This is a genomic window from Streptomyces sp. NPDC000941 (assembly GCF_053599555.1).
Map to the genome: position 1 here is coordinate 1 of NZ_JBSFMM010000104.1, position 22,593 is coordinate 22,593.

At 67.9% G+C, this 22,593-nt stretch carries 6 protein-coding genes and 2 pseudogenes; 4 read left to right on the forward strand and 4 right to left on the reverse strand.

The genetic code is table 11. The features are described 5' to 3' along the window. A pseudogene (locus tag ACWDSL_RS29460) lies at window positions 1-217 on the forward strand (integrase core domain-containing protein); the annotation flags it as partial. Between the two features lie 252 nt (window positions 218-469). Here ACWDSL_RS29460 and ACWDSL_RS29465 read toward each other — a convergent pair. The 4 genes and pseudogenes from ACWDSL_RS29465 to ACWDSL_RS29480 form a co-directional block, all read right to left on the reverse strand. Further along, window positions 470-715 (reverse strand): annotated as a pseudogene (locus tag ACWDSL_RS29465) (RacP protein); the annotation flags it as partial. A 2-nt stretch (window positions 716-717) separates the two neighbouring features. Then, on the reverse strand, window positions 718-1,155 hold the full coding sequence (locus ACWDSL_RS29470; RefSeq protein ID WP_450490481.1) for a DUF6192 family protein: 438 nt from the start codon (window positions 1,153-1,155) through the stop codon (window positions 718-720). A 343-nt stretch (window positions 1,156-1,498) separates the two neighbouring features. After that, a complete protein-coding gene (locus ACWDSL_RS29475; RefSeq protein ID WP_450490483.1) occupies window positions 1,499-1,699 on the reverse strand; it encodes a hypothetical protein in 201 nt (66 codons plus the stop codon). A 181-nt stretch (window positions 1,700-1,880) separates the two neighbouring features. After that, window positions 1,881-2,453 (reverse strand): LuxR C-terminal-related transcriptional regulator, encoded by a 573-nt coding sequence (locus ACWDSL_RS29480; protein ID WP_450490485.1) that lies wholly within the window; start codon window positions 2,451-2,453, stop codon window positions 1,881-1,883. 621 nt (window positions 2,454-3,074) lie between these two features. Here ACWDSL_RS29480 and ACWDSL_RS29485 point away from each other — a divergent pair. From ACWDSL_RS29485 to ACWDSL_RS29495, 3 genes are all read left to right on the forward strand, one after another. Then, entirely contained in the window at window positions 3,075-4,460 is a 1,386-nt protein-coding gene (locus ACWDSL_RS29485; RefSeq protein ID WP_450490487.1) for a hypothetical protein, read from the forward strand. Between the two features lie 93 nt (window positions 4,461-4,553). Then, window positions 4,554-22,331, forward strand: a complete 17,778-nt coding sequence (locus ACWDSL_RS29490) for an amino acid adenylation domain-containing protein (protein ID WP_450490489.1) — start codon at window positions 4,554-4,556, stop codon at window positions 22,329-22,331. Continuing rightward, a complete protein-coding gene (locus ACWDSL_RS29495) occupies window positions 22,331-22,540 on the forward strand; it encodes an MbtH family protein (RefSeq protein WP_450490491.1) in 210 nt (69 codons plus the stop codon). The genes ACWDSL_RS29490 and ACWDSL_RS29495 overlap by 1 nt, the downstream gene beginning before the upstream one ends. The last annotated feature ends 53 nt before the right edge of the window (window positions 22,541-22,593 follow it).

Sequence of the window (22,593 nt, forward strand, 5' to 3'; positions counted from 1 at the left end):
CCGTGCCGTCCTCACCACGTACGCCGAGCACTACAACACCGGACGGGCCCACCGCAGCCTCGACCTACGCACCCCAGACGACCACCCGAGCGTCACCCTCCTGCCCGCTGCCGTAGTCCGACGGCGACAGCTACTCGGCGGCCTGCTCAACGAGTACCACACCACGCCACCCCAACGACTTCTCCATCCACAAGAAACACCCAGCTCAGCGGCCTGATCGGGATATTGACACCCTTCACCCGACAGCTCCTGCTACGTCATCCCGCCGGGACAATCGCGGCTCTACATCTACGAGGGCATCCTCGGGACTTACGCCGGTGTCGCAAGCTCCTGACACTCTCAGTGCATTCGGGCCAGTTGAGAGGAGTATCCGATACTGGACGACCTGCTGGTGGTCGGGATCGACCTGGAGATGCAGCGCGAGGTCTACATCGGCGACCGGCCCCCACCCTCCCGGACACCGCAGGTCAGCGGCCCGTTCTGCGCCGAGTCGGTAGCCTGACTGCCTGCTCCAGGTCAGCGGGGGCCATCCGTTCTCCGCGGCCTGGTCCTTCAGCGCGGCGAGGCCGGACCGGGCCTGGCTGGGGGGCAGGTCGCTGGCGCGTACCAGCTGAGGGAAATCAAGGCCGGCGGGTCTGGCCTCGAACAGCACGAACCGGAGAGTGTCCGCGTGATGTCTGGCTGCATCGCCCTGTCGCCGTGAGGGACGGGGCATGTCTATTGGCCCTTCAGTAGACGGGCCAGCTCGTCGTTGAAGGGGTGGTTGCGCAGGCCGGGAACGATCCGCCCGGCCGCCGCGACGAACGAGTGGAAGGTCGTGACCAGGTCCAAGAGCTCCATGCTCCGCTCGATGTGCCGGACCGCGGGGGCGGCCGGGCTGGTGTGGTCGAAGTCCTCGCGGGCTTGGCGACTGCGTTCGTTCTGGGCATGGTCAGCGTGGAATCGGGCCGTGTCGTCGCTCATCGCCTTGAACGCGACGTCCGGACGGCGCAACTGGCTCGTTGCGGCCGTCCCTGCGACCGCCTCATCGCGGGTGAATTCCTCCACCGCCCGGACCTTGTCCTCCACCGACACTTTGGCCGCGACCTGCGGACGCTTCAGGAAGTCGGTGGTCACCGCCGCAGCGACCTCCTGCTCCTGGGCCAACGAGTGCATCGCCGTGACTGACCGTATAGGAGGCGACCGTCGGCTGCCGGTGTTCCTTCGGCCAGCGCGAGGCCATCCACCTCGTGTTCTTCACCGTGGACACGCTCAGCCCGATGTCGTCGGCGAGGCGCTTCAGCGACTGCTCGACCGTCCAGGGCGTCTCCCCGATGCTCCTTCCGCCGCTGCCTGGCACGACACACCGACGAGCAGACCTCCGCCCTGGGCCGGGCATCCGGCCTCAGCCGTTCACCACGGCCCCGACAGGTCCTTTCTACGGCACGGCCGGCGTCCTCGGACACCTCGCAAGCGCGGTCGGCGTACCTCGGCATGTCCAGGCCTCATCCGACAAGATCTACCCCAAGGCGCCCGGCACCAGCAGATCCACATAACCGTCGAAGCTGTCCGCCCCGAACAGGTCGACGGTCCCCTCATAACCGCTGGCCAGGGCCGTACCGAGCGCGGACTCCGCGACCGCCCAGCCGGTCGCCGATGACGGGTGGCCGCAGCGTCTGGCGGTCGTCACCGGATGGGAGGCGCCGCGGCCGTCCGGCATCGGGACCATCTGCCGTGGCCGTCAGGCCGTAACCGAACCAGTGCTTGTTCAAGGCCCAACCGCGCAGCTCCAGCACCTCGCCAACGCCCGGCCCGACAGGTGCTCAATTCCTCCAGTTCGGCGCCCGATACAACGAAAATTATACGCTGGCCCATGAATCCTGAAACTGACGCCGCCGGGGTCATCGTTCCGCCTTCACGGGAATCAGGCCGTATTCCTGCGCACGCAGCACGGTTGCCACACGATCGCTGGTTCCGAGCTTCCGGTAGATGCTCTCGATATGCTTCTGGACGGTGCGTATGGAAATACCGAGGCGGCGGCCGATGGCCGCGGCGGTCAGCGCGTCGGCGAGCAGGAGCAGCACGCTCACCTGCCGCGGGGTCAGGGCGCTGTCAGGCGTTCCTGCTGTGGGATCCGGGCCACGGTCGACCTGTCGGCTCCCCGGGGGCGGTTTCGCTTCGTCCGCATGCCAACGACGCAACAGTTGGTCCTGCTTGTCCACGCCCGCGAGAAGGGGCTGTACTCGCTGAGCATAGGCGAGCTGAGTTTCGGTGAACGGGGATCCCGCACGGTAGATCAGAAAACCTCTGACCGGCCTGGATGCAGCAGGCAGCGGAATGCACAGCAGATGGTCCGCGCCGAGGGCATCCCGTATCAGTTCCGCCGTTTCGCTGCTGCGCCATTCTCTGTCGCCGACGATCTGGGAAGCGGTCCGAGGCGTCCTGTCAGCGGACGTCCCGTAATGGTCCGCCATGGGCCAGCAGCGGCTGATCCTCTTGCGTAAGCCCCGATCGAGGCGGTGGTCGGCCGCCCCGTCCGTCATCCAAAGACGCACCGCACTTTCACTGTTCGTCCGATTGTCGGATTTGAAGGCGAGGAACCGACCCCCGCAGGCGCTCAGTAACTCCCGTATGACCGGCGGCCATAATCGCCGAGGCTCCTGCTCGTTAAGAGCCGCTATAGCAAGATCGAGCATACGTTCATAGTCACTCCCAGACATAGTTGACACGGCTTCCCCCGTTGTCGATACGCAATATTACCTATACCACTCGATGCCCGTGCTGCACGAGGCTGGCGACACTCGAGCGACACCTGGGTCAGGTATACCTGACTATGCACCAGTAGTCGCAGCAAAGACACGGGGACGGTTGATCGGAATCAAACCTGAAAGCATTGCTTTAGCGGGCCGTGATAAATGGGTGCATGAGCCCGCATCGGAAAGCCATCGGTGCATCGGGCTGTTCGTGGATTCGGCGTCCGGCCACCCGGCGGTCTGGTCCGATGTGAATGGTGGGTTCCGGAGCCGGCACCGCACCTCCCCCTGTCCGAGCACGAAGACGTTCACCTACCAGTTCTTCACTACAGGGGAAATCTCTTGTCACTCAAACATGCCGCCGAGCGTCCTGCGGCACACAACGATCGGGGCGTTATCGCCGAGCACTACCACGCTCTGCAGAGCCTCGGCTCCATTGAGAATGCCCGCCGGGAGACGACGGTGGAGCCGACGACGACGGAGGCACTGCTCGTCGGGCTCTACCAGTCCGCCGAGATAGCTCTCTACAACCTGACCGACCTTCTCGACCGCGCCACCGGCCATCTCCAAGCGCAGGACGTCGACCGCTGCGTCGCCAACCTCCACTGGGTCAGAAGCTTCCACCGCGTCCTGGTCCGCCTCAGCGTTGCCGCGCTGCGCATCAGCGGCGACCGGCACCACAACGCGCCACGCTGGGACGTCGAGGCGACTCCCGCCTTCGCCGAATTCCTCCCGGCGCTCCATCGCTTCGACCGGCAGCTGAACCAGCTCGCCGAGCAGGGCCTGCTCGATGTTGACGGGATCATCGCCGAACGCGGGCTGGAGGACGCCTGGTTCGGTGTCCTGCACTGCGTTCGCGTCGCCAACCACGATGCCCGCGTATGGAGCGCGAATCTCGCCCAGGCTGCTCACCCGGCTCCGGGAGTCGAGCCCGCAAGACTGCTCGCCACCGACCACCTGCGCCACGCGGTCCATGAGCACCACCTCACCGGCGACACCTACTTCACTCAGTTCCGCGCCCTTCACCAGATCCCCGAGCTCCTCGTACGGGAGATCAACGACCGCATCGAGGCCGCGATCCTCAATGCCCGAAAGGGAGACATCGCCCTCGCTGTCGACGCCTTGGACGGTGCCGCCGAACTCTTCGACCCGGTCGAGGTGTGCCTTCCGCCGATCGTCGACAACCTCAGCACCCACGACTACCACCAGATCCGTGAGAACCTCGGTCTGACCAGCGGCAGCCACTCCATCAGCATGCGGTTCCACCTGTTCACGGACCTGTACGAGCAGTTCGCCGCGCAGCTCGCGCAGCTCCCGGAGGAGGGTTGCGACCACCCGCTCCTGCCACGCCTGGCACGGCACGGCGTGAACCTACAGGTGTTCATCTTCGCCTGGCGCGACATGCACCTTCATCTGCCGCGCAACAACCTCGGTGGCATGGAGACCAAGTCGCTGACGGGCGCGCCGGACGCCATCCGGACCGTACGCAAGATGCGGGACAACGCGGCCACGTCCGACGCCATGGCCCGTCTCGACGACGGCACGCAGGTCCCGAAGAGCGCCGCCGGGCCGCTGGCGGACTATCTCGACGGTCCTGACTCCTCCGACGGGACACTGCTGGCCGCCACGGGTGCCTCGACTCAGGCGAACTTCCGTGATGTGCAGGAGCGGCGCGAGTTCTTCTCGCAACCCTGCCCGTTCTCCAAGCCGCCGCGCCGCGTCGTCTAGTCACGCGTCGCCCGCGCGCGATGCCGGGGCGGGACCTGCTCGCCCGAGCCGTCTGCCACCCGTCTCCCTCGCTGATAAGCCTCTGGAGCTTTCGTGACCGACCTTCGTGATCCTTCCCTTGCCGCTTTCTCCTCCGGGGAGTCCCACCCCTCCACGCTGCCCGCTCTGTTCGAGGCGCGGGCTGCCACGGCGCCGACCGCACCGGCCGTGGAGTCGGGGACGCGCTCCTGGTCGTACGGCGAGTTGAACACGCGGGCCAATCGGATCGCGCACTGGCTGATCGGCCGGGGGATCGGGCCGGGACAGGTGGTCGGTGTGATCATGTCCCGCTCTGCGGAGCAGTTGGCGATCATGCTCGGGATCATGAAGGCCGGCGGTACCTACCTGCCCATCGACCCCGGCCATCCGGACGAACGCGTCAGGTACACCCTTGAGGACTGCCGCCCCGCCCTTGTCCTCACCGCCAGGGACTCGGTCGGGCAGCTGCCCGCGGATTCGGCCGCAGAACTCGTTCGCGTCGACGCTCCCGACCTCCGGGCAGCGTGGGAAAGCGGCCCGTCCAGCGATCCCACCGACGTGGACCGGATCTCGCGGCTCGATCCGGCACATCCTGCGTATGTGATCTACACCTCCGGCTCCACCGGCCACCCCAAGGGCGTCGTCGTCACGCATACCGGCCTGGTCGGAGTCGGCGAGGCCCTTACCCGTCACGCCGGCACTCCCTCCACCGGCCGTGTTCTGCAACTGGCCTCCATCAGCTTCGACGCCTCTTTCCTCGAATATCTGATGGCGATCCACGCGGGCGCCACTCTGGTCATCCCTGATCAGCCGCGCCTCGCCGGTGAGGAACTCGCCGATGTCCTCGCCCACCACCGCATCAGCCACGCCTTCATCCCTCCCTCGGTGGTGGCCACCCTGCCGCCGTACTCCCCCAATACCCTGACCGGCCTGCGGACCCTGCTGGTCGGCGCCGAAGCATGCCCTCCCGGCCTCGTCGCCCAGTGGGCACCCGGCCGCCGCTTCCTCAATGTCTACGGTCCGACCGAGACCACGGTGATCGTCACCGCCAGTCGCCCCCTCACCGCCCGCCGCACCCCCATCGGCCTCCCGTTCCCGCACATCGACCTCCATGTGCTCGACGACCGCCTCAGGCCGGTGCCCGCCGGTACCCCTGGGGAGCTGTACGTCGCGGGGCCCGCTCTCGCCCGCGGCTACCTCGACCGTCCCGGTCTCACCGCAGCGCGTTTCGTCGCGAACCCTTACGGGGCACCGGGCTCTCGTATGTACCGCACCGGCGACGTGGTGCGGTGGGGCGCCGACGGCCAGCTGGAATACCTGGGGCGCAGCGACGACCAGATCAAGATCCGTGGCTTCCGGATCGAGCCCGGCGAGATCCAGTCCGCGCTCACCGCACAGTCCGCCATCTCGCAGGCCGTAGTGGTGGCCCGTCGGGTCGCGGACGACGATCAGCGGCTCGTCGCGTACGTCGTGCCGTCCGGCGTCGGCACGGTCGCCGTCCCAGAGGTACGCGCGGCGCTCCGCGGACGGCTACCGGGGCACATGGTCCCGTCCGCGTTCGTCGTCCTCGACGAAATACCGCTCACCCCGAACGGCAAGGTCGACCACCGTGCGCTGCCCGCCCCCGGGCGGATGTCCGGCGGCAGCGACGGGCGGGCCCCGCACTCGCTGCGGGAGAAGACCCTCTGCGCGCTGTATGCCGAGGTCCTCGGTGCGACGGAGGTGACGATCGACGACAGCTTCTTCGATCTGGGCGGCCACTCCCTCCTCGCGACCAAGCTCCTCAGCCGCATCCGGGCCACCCTCGGTGTCGAGGTCCCGCTGAGGACCGTCTTCGCCCATCCGACCGTCGCCGCGCTGGCGCCGCACCTCGACGGCGCGGCCCGGGCCCAGGCCCCGCTGGTTCCGCTTGCACGGTCCGAGACGCTGCCGTTGTCCTTCGCCCAGCAGCGTCTGTGGTTTCTGCACAAGATGGAAGGGCCGTCGGCCACGTACAACATGCCGTTCGTTCTCCGGCTGACCGGTGAGCTCGACCATCGAGCGCTGGAGGCGGCGCTCAATGACGTCATCGCACGCCACGAAGCGCTCCGCACGGTGTTCCCCATGGTTGACGGTCAGCCGCGTCAGCTGATCCTGGAAGCCGCCCGGACACCTGCCGCGGTCCAGGCGCTGGAGATCGGCGAGGCGGAGCTCACCGCCGCGATCGACGGGGTCATCCGCCAGTCCTTCGAGCTGGCGACGGAGATTCCGTTCCGGGCCCGGCTGTTCCTCCTCGGCCCCACCGAGTCCGTGCTCGTTCTGGTGCTGCACCACATCGCGTGTGACGGCTGGTCCATCGCCCCGCTCGGCCGGGATCTGGCCACCGCCTACGCCGCGCGCCGCGAGGGCGCCGCGCCCGACTGGGCGCCGCTGCCGGTGCAGTACGCCGACTACACCCTCTGGCAGCGCGACCTGCTCGGCGACAGCGCCGACCCGGACAGCCGCTTCAGCAGGCAGTACGCCTACTGGGCCGAGCAACTGGCCGATCTGCCCGAACAGATCACCATCCCGGGCGACCGCCCACGGCCCGCCGTGGTCTCCTACACCGGCGACACGACGGAGTTCACCTTCGGCGCCGAGCTGCATCAGCGTGTCGCCGAACTCGCCCTGTCATCCGGGGCCACCGTGCACATGGTGCTGCAGGCGGCGATGGCGGCGCTGCTGAGCCGGCTGGGGGCCGGAGCGGACATTCCCGTCGGCACCGGTGTGGCGGGGCGTACGGATGACAGCTTGGCCGATCTGGTGGGGCTGTTCGTGAACACGCTTGTGCTGCGCAGCGACACGTCGGGCGATCCGACGTTCGCGGAGCTGCTGGGCCGGGTGCGGGAGACCAGCCTGGCCGCCTACACCCACCAGGACATTCCTTTCGAGGCTCTGGTGGAGAAGCTCAACCCACAGCGCTCCACCTCCCATCACCCCCTCTTCCAGGTCGCCCTGGTCCTGCAGAACAACGACGAGTCCGCGTTCGACCTGCCCGGGCTGCGGCTACGGCCCGAACTGGTGGCCACGGGGAGCGCTCGGTTCGACCTCTTCCTCAGCGTGACGGAGCGCAAGGGGATCGCCGGTGCTCCGGCCGGCATGGCGATTCAGGTGGAATACTCCACCGCTCTCTTCGACGCCGAGACGATCGAGGCGTTCGTTGCCCGCTGGGAGCGCCTGCTGGACGCGGTGGTGTCCGATCCGGGTCAGCACATCGGTGACGTGGATCTGCTGGTTGAGGAGGACCGGCAGCGTGTTCTGGCCTGGGGGGAGTCGAGCGGCGACGGTATCCCCACGACGACCCTGCCCGCGCTCTTCGAGGACCAGGTTCGCGAACATCCCCGGACCGATGCTGTCGCCGACGGGCGGGCCGTCTGGTCCTACGAGGAGTTGAATGTACGGGCGAACCGGATCGCGCACTGGCTGATCGGACAGGGGATCGGGCCCGAGCAGCTGGTCGGTGTGGCCATGCCCCGCTCCGCCGAGCAAGTCGCCGTGGTTCTCGGCATCCTCAAAGCGGGCGCGGCCTACCTGCCCATCGACCCCGACTACCCTGCCCAGCGCATCACCTTCATCACCACCGACACCAGCCCCACTCTCATCCTCTCCAACCGGGCCACAGCGAAAGCCCTCCCCACAGACCTGCCCTCGCCCCTCGTCTCGGTCGACGAACCACACGTCCGGACAGCCTGGGCCCAGACGACGGACACCAACCCCACCGACGAGGACCGCACCACACCACTCGCCCTCCCACACGCGGCCTACGTCATCTACACCTCCGGCTCCACCGGCCGGCCCAAAGGCGTCACCCTCACCCACACCGGACTCGCCGCCCTTGGGGAAGCCCTGACCAGGCGCGCCCGCACCACGGCCGACAGCCGGGTACTGCAACTGTCGTCCGTCAGCTTCGACGCCTCCGTCCTCGAATACCTGATGGCCATCCACGCCGGCGCCACCCTGATCATCCCCGACCAACCACGCCTCGCAGGCGACGAACTCGCCCGCACACTCGCCCAACACCACATCACCCACACGCTCATCACCCCGTCAGTGGTCGCCACCCTCCCCGAGAACGCCCCCAAGAACCTCACCGACCTGCACACCCTCATCGTCGGCGCCGAAGCATGTCCCCCCGAACTCGTCGCCCGATGGGCACCCGGCCGACGCCTGATCAACGCCTACGGCCCCACCGAGATCACCGTCGCCGCCACCATCAGCCGACCCCTGACCACCGGCCAAGTCCCCATCGGCACCCCGCTCCCCCACACCCGCCTCCACGTCCTCGACCACACCCTGCGACTGGTTCCCCCCGGAATCCCTGGCGAACTCTACGTAGCGGGCCCAGGCCTCGCCCGCGGCTATCTACACCAGCCCGGCATCACCGCCACCCGCTTCACCGCCGACCCCTACGGCCCACCCGGCTCCCGCATGTACCGCACCGGAGACCTGGTGCGCTGGGGCCGTGACGGCCAACTCGAATACCTCGGCCGCACCGACGGCCAAATCAAAATCCGCGGCTTCCGCATCGAACCCGGCGAAATCCGAACAGCACTCACCACCCACCCCGCCATCGCCCAAGCCATCGTCACCACACACCACACCGACAGCCACGACCAGCAACTCATCGCCTACGTCGTGCCATCGGAGCCCGGTGTGTTCTCGGTGGCGGGTGTGCGGGCCGCGCTTCAGGAGCGGTTGCCGTCGTACATGGTCCCGTCCGCCGTGGTGGCCATCGACAAGGTACCGCTGACTCCGAACGGCAAGCTGGACCACCGCGCTCTGCCGGTACCCGACATCCTGGCGAACGCGGAGGGACGGGCTCCACGCACACCGCGGGAAGAGATCCTGTGCGGGCTGTACGCCGAAAGCCTCGGGATCAGCCAGGTGACCATTGACGACGACTTCTTCGACCTGGGCGGCCATTCACTTCTGGCCACCAAGCTCGCCAGCCGCATCCGCACCGTCCTGGGCGTTGAAGTGTCACTTCGCGCTCTCTTCGCTCACCCGACCATCGCCGGGCTAACTCCACACCTCGACGGCGCGGCAAACACCCAAGCCCCCGTACGTCCCACCGACCGCCCCGCGCGACTGCCGCTCTCCTCCGCTCAGCAACGTCTGTGGTTCCTGCACAAGCTCGAAGGGCCGTCCGCCACCTACAACATGCCCTTCGCTCTGCGACTCACCGGCGAACTCGACCACCGAGCACTGGAAGCGGCGCTCAACGACGTCATCACCCGCCACGAAACCCTGCGCACCATCATCCCAGTGGCCGACGGAAAGCCGTACCAGCACATCCTGGACCCGGCCGAGGCCCATGTCGCCGTGTCGGCACGCGACGTCGACGAGAAGGAGCTGAACGAAGCCGTCGCCGAGGTCGCCCGCCACACCTTCGATCTGGCGACGGAGGTGCCCGTACGAGCCTGGTTGTTCAGCCCCTGTCCCGGCCAGGCGGTGCTGGTCCTGGTCGTGCATCACATCGCCGGGGATGGTTGGTCCATCGCCCCGCTCGCCCGCGATCTGGCCACCGCCTACGCCGCGCGCCGCGAAGGCGCCGCGCCCGACTGGGCGCCACTGCCTGTGCAGTACGCCGATTACACCCTCTGGCAACGCGACCTGCTCGGCGACAGCGCCGACCCGGACAGCCGCTTCAGCAGGCAGTACGCCTACTGGGCCCGGCAGCTCGCCGCTCTTCCGGAGCATGTCACCGTCCCCGAGGACCGGTCGCGCCCCGCGGTCATCTCCTATGCCGGTGACCTCGCGGAGTTCACCTTCGACAGCGAACTGCACCGTGGCGTCATCGAGGTGGCCCGCTCTTCGGGGGCCACGGCTTACATGGTGCTGCAGGCTGCGCTGGCGGCGCTGCTGACCCGGCTGGGGGTGGGCACCGACATCCCCGTCGGCAGCGGTGTGGCGGGGCGTACGGATGACAGCCTGGCCGATCTGGTGGGGCTGTTCGTGAACACGCTCGTGCTGCGTACGGACACCTCGGGCGATCCGACGTTCGCGGAGCTGCTGGGCCGGGTGCGGGAGACCAGTCTGGCCGCCTACACCCACCAGGACATCCCTTTCGAGACGCTGGTGGAGAAGCTCAACCCACAGCGCTCCACCTCCCACCACCCCCTCTTCCAGGTCGCTCTGGTCCTGCAGAACAACGCGGAAGTCCACTTCGACCTGCCAGGCCTCCAGATACACACCGAGCGGGCCACCACTGGTACCTCCCGCTACGACCTGCTCCTCAGCCTCTCCGAGACCTTCCGGGGGCGGACCGACCCCGCGGGCATGACGATCGCCGCCGAGTACTCCACCGATCTCTTCGACCCGGAAACCATCACCTCGTTCATGGCACGGTGGGAACGCCTCCTGCACGCGATCGTGACCAACCCCGCACTGCGCATCGGCGACATCGACCTCCTCACCACGGCGGAACGAGAGTGGCTACTGGTCGCGGGGAGACGCGACGCCGAGGTCGTACGGGAGGCCTCGCTTCCTGATCTGTTCCAGGACGTGGTGCGGTCGATCCCGACCGCACCTGCCGTCACCGACGCACGGGCCACCTGGTCCTACGGTGAGTTGAACGCGCGCGCGAACCGGGTCGCCCACTGGCTGATCGGCCAAGGGGTCGGGCCCGAGCAGCTGGTCGGTGTGGCCATGCCGCGCTCCACCGAGCAAGTGGCCGTCGTTCTGGGCATCCTCAAGGCGGGTGCGGCCTATCTGCCCATCGACCCGGAGTACCCGGCCGAGCGCATCGCCTATATCGTTACCGACGCGAACCCCGCGCTCATCCTCACCACCCGGGCCACGGTCCGTGGCCTCCCACAAGAGTTGTCCGCAGGCATCATGTCCTTTGATGCAGGGGAGCTTCCGGCGGTGTGGGAGCGCTGCCCGTCCTCCGATCTCACGGATGCCGATCGTGCCGCGTCGCTTGCCCCGGCCCATCCCGCCTATGTCATCTACACCTCCGGTTCCACCGGCCGGCCTAAAGGCGTCTCGGTCACCCACACCGGCATCGCCGGCCTGCGCACCACTCACCTCGCCCGCTTCGACCTGACCCCCGACTCACGAGTTCTCCAGTTCGCCTCGCCCAGCTTCGACGCAGCCGTGTGGGAGCTGGTCATGGCACTGACCACCGGCGCAACGCTGGTCATCCCCGCACAACAACGCCTCGCCGGAGAAGAACTCGCCCGCACCCTCACCGAACACCGCATCACACACGCCACCCTTCCACCGTCCGTCCTCCAGACCCTCCCCGCGAACGCACCACAGACCCTGACCGGCCTGCGAGTACTGACCATCGCCGGTGAAGCCTGCCCATCCGGACTCGCCCGACGCTGGGCACCAGGCCGGCGACTCATCAACGCCTACGGGCCCACCGAAACCACCGTCTGCGCCTCCACCAGCCTTCCCCTCACTGCCGACCACGCCCCCATCGGCACCCCCGTCACCAACACACAGCTCTACGTCCTCGACCATCACCTCAACCCCACGCCGCCCGGCATACCGGGAGAGCTCTACATCGCCGGCCCCAGCCTCGCCCGCGGCTACCTCAACCGACCCCATGTCACCGCCACCCGCTTCATAGCCAACCCCCACGGCACGCCCGGCTCCCGCATGTACCGCACCGGAGACCTCGTCCGCTGGGGCCGTGACGGCCAACTCGAATACCTCGGCCGCACCGACGACCAAATCAAAATCCGCGGCTACCGCATCGAACCCGGCGAAATCCAAACAGCACTCACCACCCACCCCGCCATCGCCCAAGCCATCGTCACCACACACCACACCGACAACCACGACCAGCAACTCATCGCCTACATCGTCCCGGCCGGCGACGACGACACCAGCTGGAACCATGTCGCCGAGTGGCAGGCCATTTACGACTCGGTGTACGACGAGCCGACCCTTGTCCCCCTCGGTGCCGACTTCCACGGCTGGAGCAGCTCCTACACAGGCGAACCCATCCCCCTGGACGAGATGACGCAGTGGCGAGACGCCACCGTCGAACTCGTCCGCGAACACCAACCACGCAACATCCTCGAAATCGGCGCCGGCTCAGGACTCCTCCTCGGCCCGCTCGCCCCCACCGTCGACTCGTACTGGGCCACCGACCTCTCCGCCACCTCCGTCGGCCGTCTCACCGAACAAACCCACCGCTGGAACCACGTACACATCCGCCACCAGCCCGCCCACGACTTCTCCGGCATCCCCACCCACCACTTCGACACCATCATCCTCAACTCCGTCATCCAATACTTCCCCACCCACCACTACCTCACCGACGTCCTCGACCAAGCCCTCGGCCACCTGGCCCCCGGCGGCCGCCTCATCATCGGCGACATCCGCCACCACACTCTCCTCCCCACCCTCCGCACCGCCATCCACGCGCCACAAAGCGCCATCACCACCACCTCGGCGCTGTACGACGCCGTCCAGCGTTCCCTCCTCACCGAAGAAGAACTACTGGTCGCTCCCGCCTTCTTCACCCACTACGCGCAAGAGCAGGGCCATGTCACCGGTGTCGACATCCGCCTCAAACACGGCACCGCACACAACGAACTCACCCGCCACCGCTACGACGCCGTCATCCACACCACTCCCCACCCCACCGACCTCACCGCCATCCCCACTCACCCCTGGACCGACCACAACCCCGACCCCGACCACCTCGACACCACACTGACCCACCTCACCACCACCCACTGCGACACCCCTATCCGACTCACGAACATCCCCAACCGGCGGCTCGTCGCCGAGACCGCCGCCCTCCACGCCACCGCTGACAACGCCTCCCTGGAACACATCCGTCACCTCCTTACCCACGCCACCGCCACCCCCGCGGCGATCGACCCCGAGGCCGTCCACCAGTGGGCCAGGCACCACGGCTACCAGGCCCTCACCACCTGGAACGCCCGCAATCTCGACACCTTCGACGCCGTCCTCATCCCACCCACCCACACCAGCGACGCCTACACGCACACCTACAACCCGTCGGTCCCACCACCCGCCTTGGCCAACGCCCCCGCCAACCCGGCAGCGACCACCGCCATCGTCGCCATGGTCCAGCGGAGCCTGAAGGAGCGGCTACCAGGCCATCTCGTCCCGTCCGCGTTGATCCCCATCTCGGAGATCCCGCTCACGCCGAACGGAAAGATCAACTTCAAGGCACTCCCCGCGCCCGAGCGGGTATCCGGTGGGGACGGTCGGCCCCCTCGTTCCCCCCGCGAGGAGATCTTGTGCTCGCTCTTCGCCGAGACCCTCGGTCTGCACTCGCCCGTCACCATCGACGACAGCTTCTTCGACCTGGGGGGCCACTCGCTCCTGGCCACCAAGCTGATCAGCCGGATCCGCTCCGTCCTCGGTGTCGAACTGCCGCTTCGCGCCCTCTTCGCTCACCCCACCATCGCCCGGCTGGATCCGCACCTCGATGGCGCGCAGCCCACCGGGGTGCCCCTGGTGCCGGTGGCGCGGCCCGAGCGGCTCCCGCTCTCCTTCGCCCAGCAGCGTCTGTGGTTCCTGCATAAACTCGAAGGCCCGTCCGCCACCTACAACATGCCGTATGGGTACCGGCTGACCGGGCATGTCGACCGCCGGGCGCTGGAAGCGGCGCTGGATGACGTCATCACCCGGCACGAGACCCTTCGAACCATCTTCCCCGAGAGCGACGACGGGCCCTGCCAGCACGTCCTGGCCACGGACCAGTCGTACGGCCGGCTCAGCACGGTGCACCTCGACACGGACCGGCTCGACGAGGCGCTCCGTGACGCCGCGCGCCACCACTTCGATCTGGCCACGGAGATCCCTCTCCGGGCCTGGCTGTTCGTCATAGCCCCCGACCAGGCCGTCTTGATGCTCGTCCTGCATCACATCGCAGGCGATGGCTGGTCCATCGCCCCGCTCGGCCGGGACCTGGCCACCGCCTACGCCGCGCGTCGTGAGGGCACCGCGCCCGTCTGGGAGCCACTGCCGGTGCAGTACGCGGACTACACCCTGTGGCAGCGCGCGCTCCTCGGCGAGGACGGCGACCCGGAGAGCCTCTTCGAAAGGCAGTATGCCTACTGGGCCGAGCAGTTGGCCGACCTACCCGAGCAGGTCAGCGTGGTCGCCGACCGTCCGCGGCCGGCCGTCACCTCGTACTCCGGTGAGGCCATGCCGCTCGCACTCGACGCGGAGATCCACCGTGAGATCACCACGTTGGCGCGTTCATCCGGGACGACCACGCACATGATCCTGCAGGCGGCTCTGGCAGCGCTGCTGACCCGGCTGGGCGCGGGTACCGACATTCCCATCGGCACACCGATCGCCGGACGTACCGACGACAGCCTCAACGACCTCGTCGGCTTCTTCGTCAACACCCTGGTCCTGCGTATGGACACCTCCGGCGATCCCACGTTCTCGGAGCTCCTCGCGCAGGTGCGGGAGACCAGTCTGGCCGCGTACACCCACCAGGACATCCCCTTCGAGACCCTGGTGGAGAAGCTCAATCCACAGCGCTCGACCTCCCACCATCCGCTGTTCCAAGTCATGCTGGCGCTGCAGAGCGGTATGGACAGCTCGTTCGCTCTGCCCGGTGTGCACGCCGTGCTCGAGGACGTCGGCACCGGGGTGTCCCGGGTCGACGTGACCGTGAGTCTCGGCGAGGCCTACGAGGCGCATGGCTCGCCCGCCGGGATCAGCGGACTCGTGGAGTACTCGACCGAACTCTTCGACGCCGAGACGATCGAGTCGTTCATCGCCCGCTGGCAGCGACTGCTGCGCGCGCTGGTGTCCGATCCGAGTCGGCGCATCGGCGAGCTCGATCTGCTCACCCGGGCCGAGCGGGACCGGCTCCTGCTGGAGTACGGCCGGGGCGGTCAGGCCGTCGCACCGCGCACGCTGCCCGAGCTGTTCCGCGCCCAGGTGGAGGCGGTGCCTGACGCCCCGGCTGTGGAGTCGGCCGAGCACTCCTGGTCCTACGGTGAGCTGAACGCGCGGGCGAACCGGGTCGCGCACTGGCTGATCGACCAGGGTGTGGGCCTCGCCCAAGTGGTGGGTGTGGCCATACCGCGCTCGGTGGAACAAGTGGCCGTCGTCCTGGGCATTCTCAAAGCGGGTGCGGCTTATCTGCCGGTGGACCCGGAGTATCCGGCCGAGCGCATCGCCTATATCGCCCAAGATGCGAACCCCGCGCTGATCCTGACCACCGAAGGCGTGCTGCGGGATATGCCGGACGGCCTGCCCACCCGGCTGGTGGCCCTCGATGCGCCGGAGTTCCGAGCGGCGTCGGGGACGGCGAAGATCACCGACCCCACCGACGCCGAACGTGGTGCGCGGCTCGACCCGGCCCACACCGCGTACGTGATCTACACCTCCGGTTCCACCGGTCGGCCGAAGGGGGTCTCGGTCACCCACAGTGGCATCGCAGGCCTCCGGGCCGGCCAGGTCCAGGGTTTCACTCCGGGGCCGGGCGCGCGCGTGCTGCAGTTCGCCTCTGCCAGCTTCGACGTGGCGGTGTGGGACCTCGTGATGGCCCTCACCACCGGGAGCACCCTGGTCCTCCCCACTGAACCACGTCTCGCCGGCGAGGAGTTGGCCCGTACCCTCGCCGAGCGGCACATCACCCACGCCACGATGCCGCCCTCCGTGGTGGGCACACTTCCCGCCGACGCCTCCCGGTCTCTCACCGCGCTGCGGGTCCTGACGGTCGCGGGTGAAGCATGCCCGCCCGACCTCGTCGCCCGGTGGGCACCCGGCCGCCGTGTGATGAACGCCTACGGCCCGACCGAAATCACCTGCGCGGCGACGGTGGGGCGGCTCTTCCCGACGCCGCAGGTCCCCATCGGCACACCGGTCCCGGACACCCGGCTGTATGTGCTCGATGAGCGCCTCCGGCTGGTTCCCCCGGGCTCCCCCGGAGAGCTGTACATCGCAGGCCCCGGCCTGGCTCGCGGGTATCTCGGCCGCCCGGGGCTGACGGCCACGCGCTTCGTCGCCGACCCGTACGGTCCTCCGGGCTCACGGATGTACCGGACCGGCGACCTGGTGCGGTGGGGCCGGGACGGCCGGCTGGGTTATCTCGGGCGCATCGACGACCAGATCAAGATCCGGGGATTCCGTGTGGAGCCCGGGGAGATCCAGGCCGCGCTCACCGCCCAACCCGGCATCGCCCAAGCCATCGTCACCACGCACCGCAGCGAAGGCGATGACGTACGGCTGGTTGCGTATGTGGTGCCGGCCGAGTCCGATGTGTTGTCGGTGGCGCGTGTGCGGGCGTCGCTTCGGGGGCGGTTGCCGTCGTATATGGTTCCGTCCGCTGTGGTGGTCATCGATGAGGTGCCGCTGACTCCGAACGGAAAGCTGGACCACCGTGCTCTGCCGATGCCCGGTGTTGTGGTGAACACGGAGGGTCGGGCTCCGCGGTCGCCGCGGGAGGAGATTCTGTGCGGGCTGTATGCCGAGGTCCTGGGGATCGGCCAGGTGACCATCGACGACAGCTTCTTCGATCTGGGCGGCCATTCCCTTCTGGCCACCAAGCTCGCCAGTCGGATCCGGACGGCCCTGGGCGTTGAAGTGTCACTTCGCGCTCTTTTCGCTCATCCGACCGTGGCTGAGCTGGTTCCGCATCTCGATGGCGGGGCGGGTGTCCAGGTTCCGGTGCGTCGTGCGGTCCGTCCGGATCGGCTTCCGCTGTCTTTCGCTCAGCAGCGCCTGTGGTTCTTGCACCGGCTCGAAGGGCCCTCGGCGACGTACAACATGCCGTTCGCGCTGCGGCTGAGCGGTGAGCTCGACCGGGAGGCGCTGGAGGCGGCTCTCAATGATGTCGTGGCCCGTCATGAAACACTCCGGATCGTCATCCCGGTGGCCGGCGGAAAGCCGTACCAGCACATCCTGGACCCGGAGCAGGCGCGGATCGGCCTGGTGACACGGCAGGTGGAGAGCCAGGAGTTGCAGGAGGCTCTGAACGAGGTGGCGCGTTACGCGTTTGATCTGGCGTCGGAGGTGCCTGTACGGGCTTGGTTGTTCGGCGTTGGTCCTGGTGAGGCGGTGCTGGTCCTGGTGGTGCATCACATCGCGGGGGACGGCTGGTCCCTTGGTCCGCTGGGTCGGGATCTGGCGACCGCTTATGGCGCGCGTGGTGAGGGGAGGGAGCCGGGATGGGCGCCGCTGCCGGTGCAGTACGGGGATTACACGTTGTGGCAGCGGGAGCTGCTGGGAGATGAGGCGGATCGGGACAGTCGTTTCAGTGTGCAGTATGGCTACTGGGCCCGGCAGCTGGCTGATGTTCCCGAGCATGTGACGGTCCCTGCCGACCGGGCGCGGCCGGCGGTGATCTCCTACGCCGGTGACTTCCTGGAGTTCGGGTTCGGCAGCGAGTTGCATGGTGGTGTGCTGGAGGTGGCCCGGTCTTCGGGTGCCACGGCTTACATGGTGCTGCAGGCGGCGCTGGCTGCGTTGTTGACGCGTCTGGGGGCGGGGACGGACATTCCGGTGGGCTGTGGTGTCGCGGGGCGTACGGATGACGGCTTGGCGGATCTGGTGGGGCTGTTCGTCAATACGCTGGTGCTGCGTATGGACACGTCCGGTGATCCGACGTTCGCGGAGTTGCTGGGGCGGGTGCGGGAGACGAGTCTGGCCGCGTACACCCATCAGGACATCCCTTTCGAGACGCTGGTGGAAAAGCTCAATCCGCAGCGCTCCGCCTCCCACCATCCCCTCTTCCAGGTGGCGCTGGTCCTGCAGAACAACGCGGAAGCCCGCTTCGACCTGCCCGGGCTGCGGATCCGCACGGAGGAGGTCGGCACCGGTACCTCCCGCTACGACCTGTTGCTGAGTCTGTCCGAGACCTTCGGGGAGCGGACCGAACCCGCGGGCATGACGATCGGTGTGGAGTACTCCACCGACCTCTTCGACGCCGGGACCATCAGGGCGTTCATGGCACGGTGGGAACGGCTCCTGCACGCGGTCGTGCTCAACCCCGAACGACACATCGGTGACATCGACCTCCTCACGGGGACGGAACGAGAACGGCTGCTGGCCTCGGGGGGACACGGCGGCGAGGTCGTCCGGGAAGCCACGCTTCCTGATCTGTTCCAAAACATGGCGCGGTCGACCCCGACTGCAGCGGCCGTCGTCGATGGGCGGACCAGTTGGTCCTATGGGGAGTTGAACGCGCGGGCGAACCGGGTCGCGCACTGGCTGATGGGTCAGGGAGTCGGGGCGGAGCGGCTGGTGGGTGTGGCCATGCCGCGCTCGACGGAGCAAGTGGCCGTCGTCCTGGGCATCCTCAAAGCAGGTGCGGCTTACCTGCCGGTGGACCCGGAGTATCCGGCCGAACGCATCGCCTATATCGTCACCGATGCGAACCCGGCGCTGATCCTGACCTCCGAAGGCGTGCTGCGGGATATGCCGGACGGTCTGCCCACCCGGCTGGTGGCCGTGGACGGGCCGGAGTTCCGAGCGGGGTCGGGGACGGCGAAGATCACCGACCCCACCGACGCCGAGCGTGGTGCGCGGCTCGACCCGGCCCACACCGCGTACGTGATCTATACCTCGGGTTCTACGGGGTGGCCGAAGGGTGTTTCGGTTACGCATTCCGGTATCGCCGGTCTGCGGGCGACTCATCTCGCTCGTTTCGATCTGCTTCCCGGGTCGCGTGTTCTTCAGTTCGCCTCGCCCAGTTTTGATGCGGCGGTGTGGGAGCTTGTGATGGCGTTGACCACCGGTTGCACGCTGGTCGTTCCCGCACAGGGGCGCCTTGCCGGTGAGGAGCTCGCCCGTACGCTCGTCGAGCAGGGCATTACACATGCCACCCTTCCGCCGTCCGTTGTCGAGACGCTGCCCGCGGATGCTCCGCGGGCGGTTGCCGAGCTGCGGGTGCTGACGGTGGCCGGTGAGGCCTGCTCGCCCGGTCTTGCCCGACGCTGGGCTCCTGGGCGGCGGCTCATCAATGCCTATGGCCCGACCGAGGCCACTGTCTGTGCTTCCACCAGTGATCCCCTCTCCGCTGACCGCGCGCCCATCGGGACTCCTGTCACCGGCACGCGGCTGTACGTCCTTGACGACCGTCTCGGTCTCGTTCCGCCCGGAGTACCGGGTGAGCTGTACGTCGCCGGTCCCAGCCTCGCTCGTGGCTACCTCAACCGGCCCGGCCTCACCGCCGCGCGTTTCATAGCCGACCCGTACGGTCCTCCGGGCTCACGCATGTACCGCACCGGTGACCTCGCCCGCTGGAACCGAGAAGACCAGCTCGAATACCTCGGCCGCACCGACGACCAGATCAAGATCCGTGGCTTCCGTATCGAACCCGGCGAAATCCAGGCCGCGCTCACCACCCAGCCCGGCATCAGCCAGGCCCTCGTCACGACGCACGCCACTGACGGCGGTGACCGGCAACTCATTGCCTATGTCGTGCCGACCATCGACGACGTCACCAACGATGAGCACGTCAGCGAATGGCGCGCCATCTACGACTCGGTGTACGACGAGCCCACGCATGTTCCCCTTGGTGCCGACTTCCACGGCTGGAACAGTTCCTATACGGGCGAGCCCGTCCCTCTGGAGGCAATGGAAGAGTGGCGGGACGCCATCCTCGAGCTCATCCGTGAGCAGCAGCCGCGGAACGTCCTCGAGATCGGCGCCGGCTCGGGGCTCCTCCTCGGCCCGCTCGCCCCGGCCGTCGACTCCTACTGGGCCACCGACCTCTCCGCCGCGTCCGTCGACCGTCTGGCCGGGCAGACCCGCCACTGGGACCACGTGCACGTCCGCCATCAGCCCGCTCACGACTTCTCCTCCATCCCCGCCAGCCATTTCGACACCATCATCCTCAACTCCGTCGTCCAGTACTTCCCCACCCACCACTACCTCACCGACGTCCTCGACCAGGCGCTCCGCCACCTGGTCCCCGGCGGCCGCCTCATCATCGGCGACATCCGCCACCACGCCCTCCTCCCCACCCTCCGCACCGCCGTCCACGCTCCACAAACCACCATCACCACGACCTCGGCGCTGTACGACGCCGTCCAGCGCACCCTGCTCGCCGAGGAGGAACTCCTCCTCCATCCGGCCTATTTCACCGACTACGTCCGGCGGAGCCCCCACGCCACTGGTGTCGACATCCGTCTCAAGCGCGGCACCGCGCACAATGAACTCACCCGCCACCGCTACGACGCCATCATCCACACCACCCCCGACCCCACTGATCTCGCCACCATCCCCAACCACCCCTGGGCCGACCAGAACTCCGACCCCGACCACCTCGACTCCGATCTCAACCGTCTCACCACCGCCCACCACGGCCGCATACGTATCACCGATATCCCCAACGGCCGTCTCACCGGAGAGACGGCAGCCCTCCAGGCCACCGCGCGCCACGCGCCGATCGAGCACATCCGTCGTCTCCTCGCCCATCCCGCCGCCGGCCCCGCGGCGATCGACCCCGAGGCCGTCCACCAGTGGGCCCGGGACCACGGCTACCAGGCCCTCACCACCTGGAACGCCCACAGCCTCGACACCTTCGACGCCGTCCTCATCCCCGCGGACGGGACCGGCGAGGCCCACACGCACACCTACAACCCGTCCGTCCCGCCACGTGCGTTGGCCAACACCCCGGCAAACTCCCACGCCACGACCCGCATCGCCGGTACGGCCCGCGATCACCTCAGTACGCTGCTTCCGCAGCACCTGATCCCGGCCGCCATCATCCCGATCACGGAGATCCCGCTCACCGACAACGGAAAGATCAACCACCGCGCGCTCCCGGCACCGCGCCCCACCCGTTTCACCGAGGGTCGCCCGCCCCGAACACCGCACGAAGAGATTCTGTGCACTCTCTACGCGGAAACCCTTGGACACCCCCACGTCACCATAGACGACAGCTTCTTCGACCTCGGCGGCCACTCCCTGCTCGCCACCAAACTCGTCGACGGCATCCGGGCCACCCTCGGAATCGAGGTACCGCTCAGGGCGCTCTTCGCCAATCCCACCATCGCCAAGCTCGGCCGGACACTCACTGCCGAAACGGGTGACGACAACGCGCTCGCCGTGCTTCTTCCGCTACGCACCGGAGGGAGTCTGCCGCCGCTGTTCTGCGTGCACCCGGGCGGGGGAAACTGCTGGAGCTACGCCAACCTGCTGCCGCACCTGGGCACCGATTTCCCGGTCTACGGATTGCAGTCGCATGCGCTACTGCACCCCCAGGAACTCCGGCAGACCATTGAGGAAGTGGCGGCGGACTGCATCGCGGAGATGAGGAAGATACAGCCGACCGGCCCCTACCGCCTGCTGGGGCATTCCTTCGGCGGCATCGTGTGCCACGCCATGGCGGCCCAGCTCCAAGAGGTTGGCGAAAGAGTCGGGCTGATCGTCTCGTTGGACGGCGAGCCCGCACGAAAGTTGACGCCGGAGGAGAGCGAAGTGTTCGAGGACACCGGGAGGATCTACGCGGGGATGCTGGAACTGCTCGGTGTCGCCCCCGACGAGATTCCGGGCGAGTCCCTCACCTACCAGCAGTTCACCGAGGTGGCAAGGACCACCCGCACGGCGCTGGGCAGCCTGTCCGAGGAGGACGTGATGGCGATGATGCGGCTGATACGGCACAACGGTCGCCTGGCCGCCACCTATCAGCATGAGCGGGTCGCCACCGACATGCTCGTCTTCGCCGCGGCCGACAAGGACGCCCCCATCCTCACCGAGGACATGTGGCGGGACCATGTCGACGGCGAGATCGACTACCACCTGGTCGGCTACAAGCACCACACGATCATGACTCCGGCCGCCCTCGGCCGGCTCGTCCCCATCATCGAGGAGCGGCTCCGGACGTCAGTCCGTCAGCAGTCCCGTACCCAAGAGAGCGAGAAGAACTGATGTCGAACCCCTTCGAGGACAGCGAGAACGGCACCTTTCTGGTGCTGGTCAACGAAGAGGGCCAGCACTCCCTCTGGCCCACCTTCATCGACGTGCCCGCCGGATGGGAGGTCGCGCACCCGGCGGACAGTCACCGGGCGTGTCAGGAGTACATCGAGGAGCACTGGGCGGACATGCGGCCGAAAAGCCTCACTGACTCGTTGGGCTGACGCGAATCCATCGAGCTCGGCGATCTCAGCTGCCCAGGCGCGCGGGTGGTCGT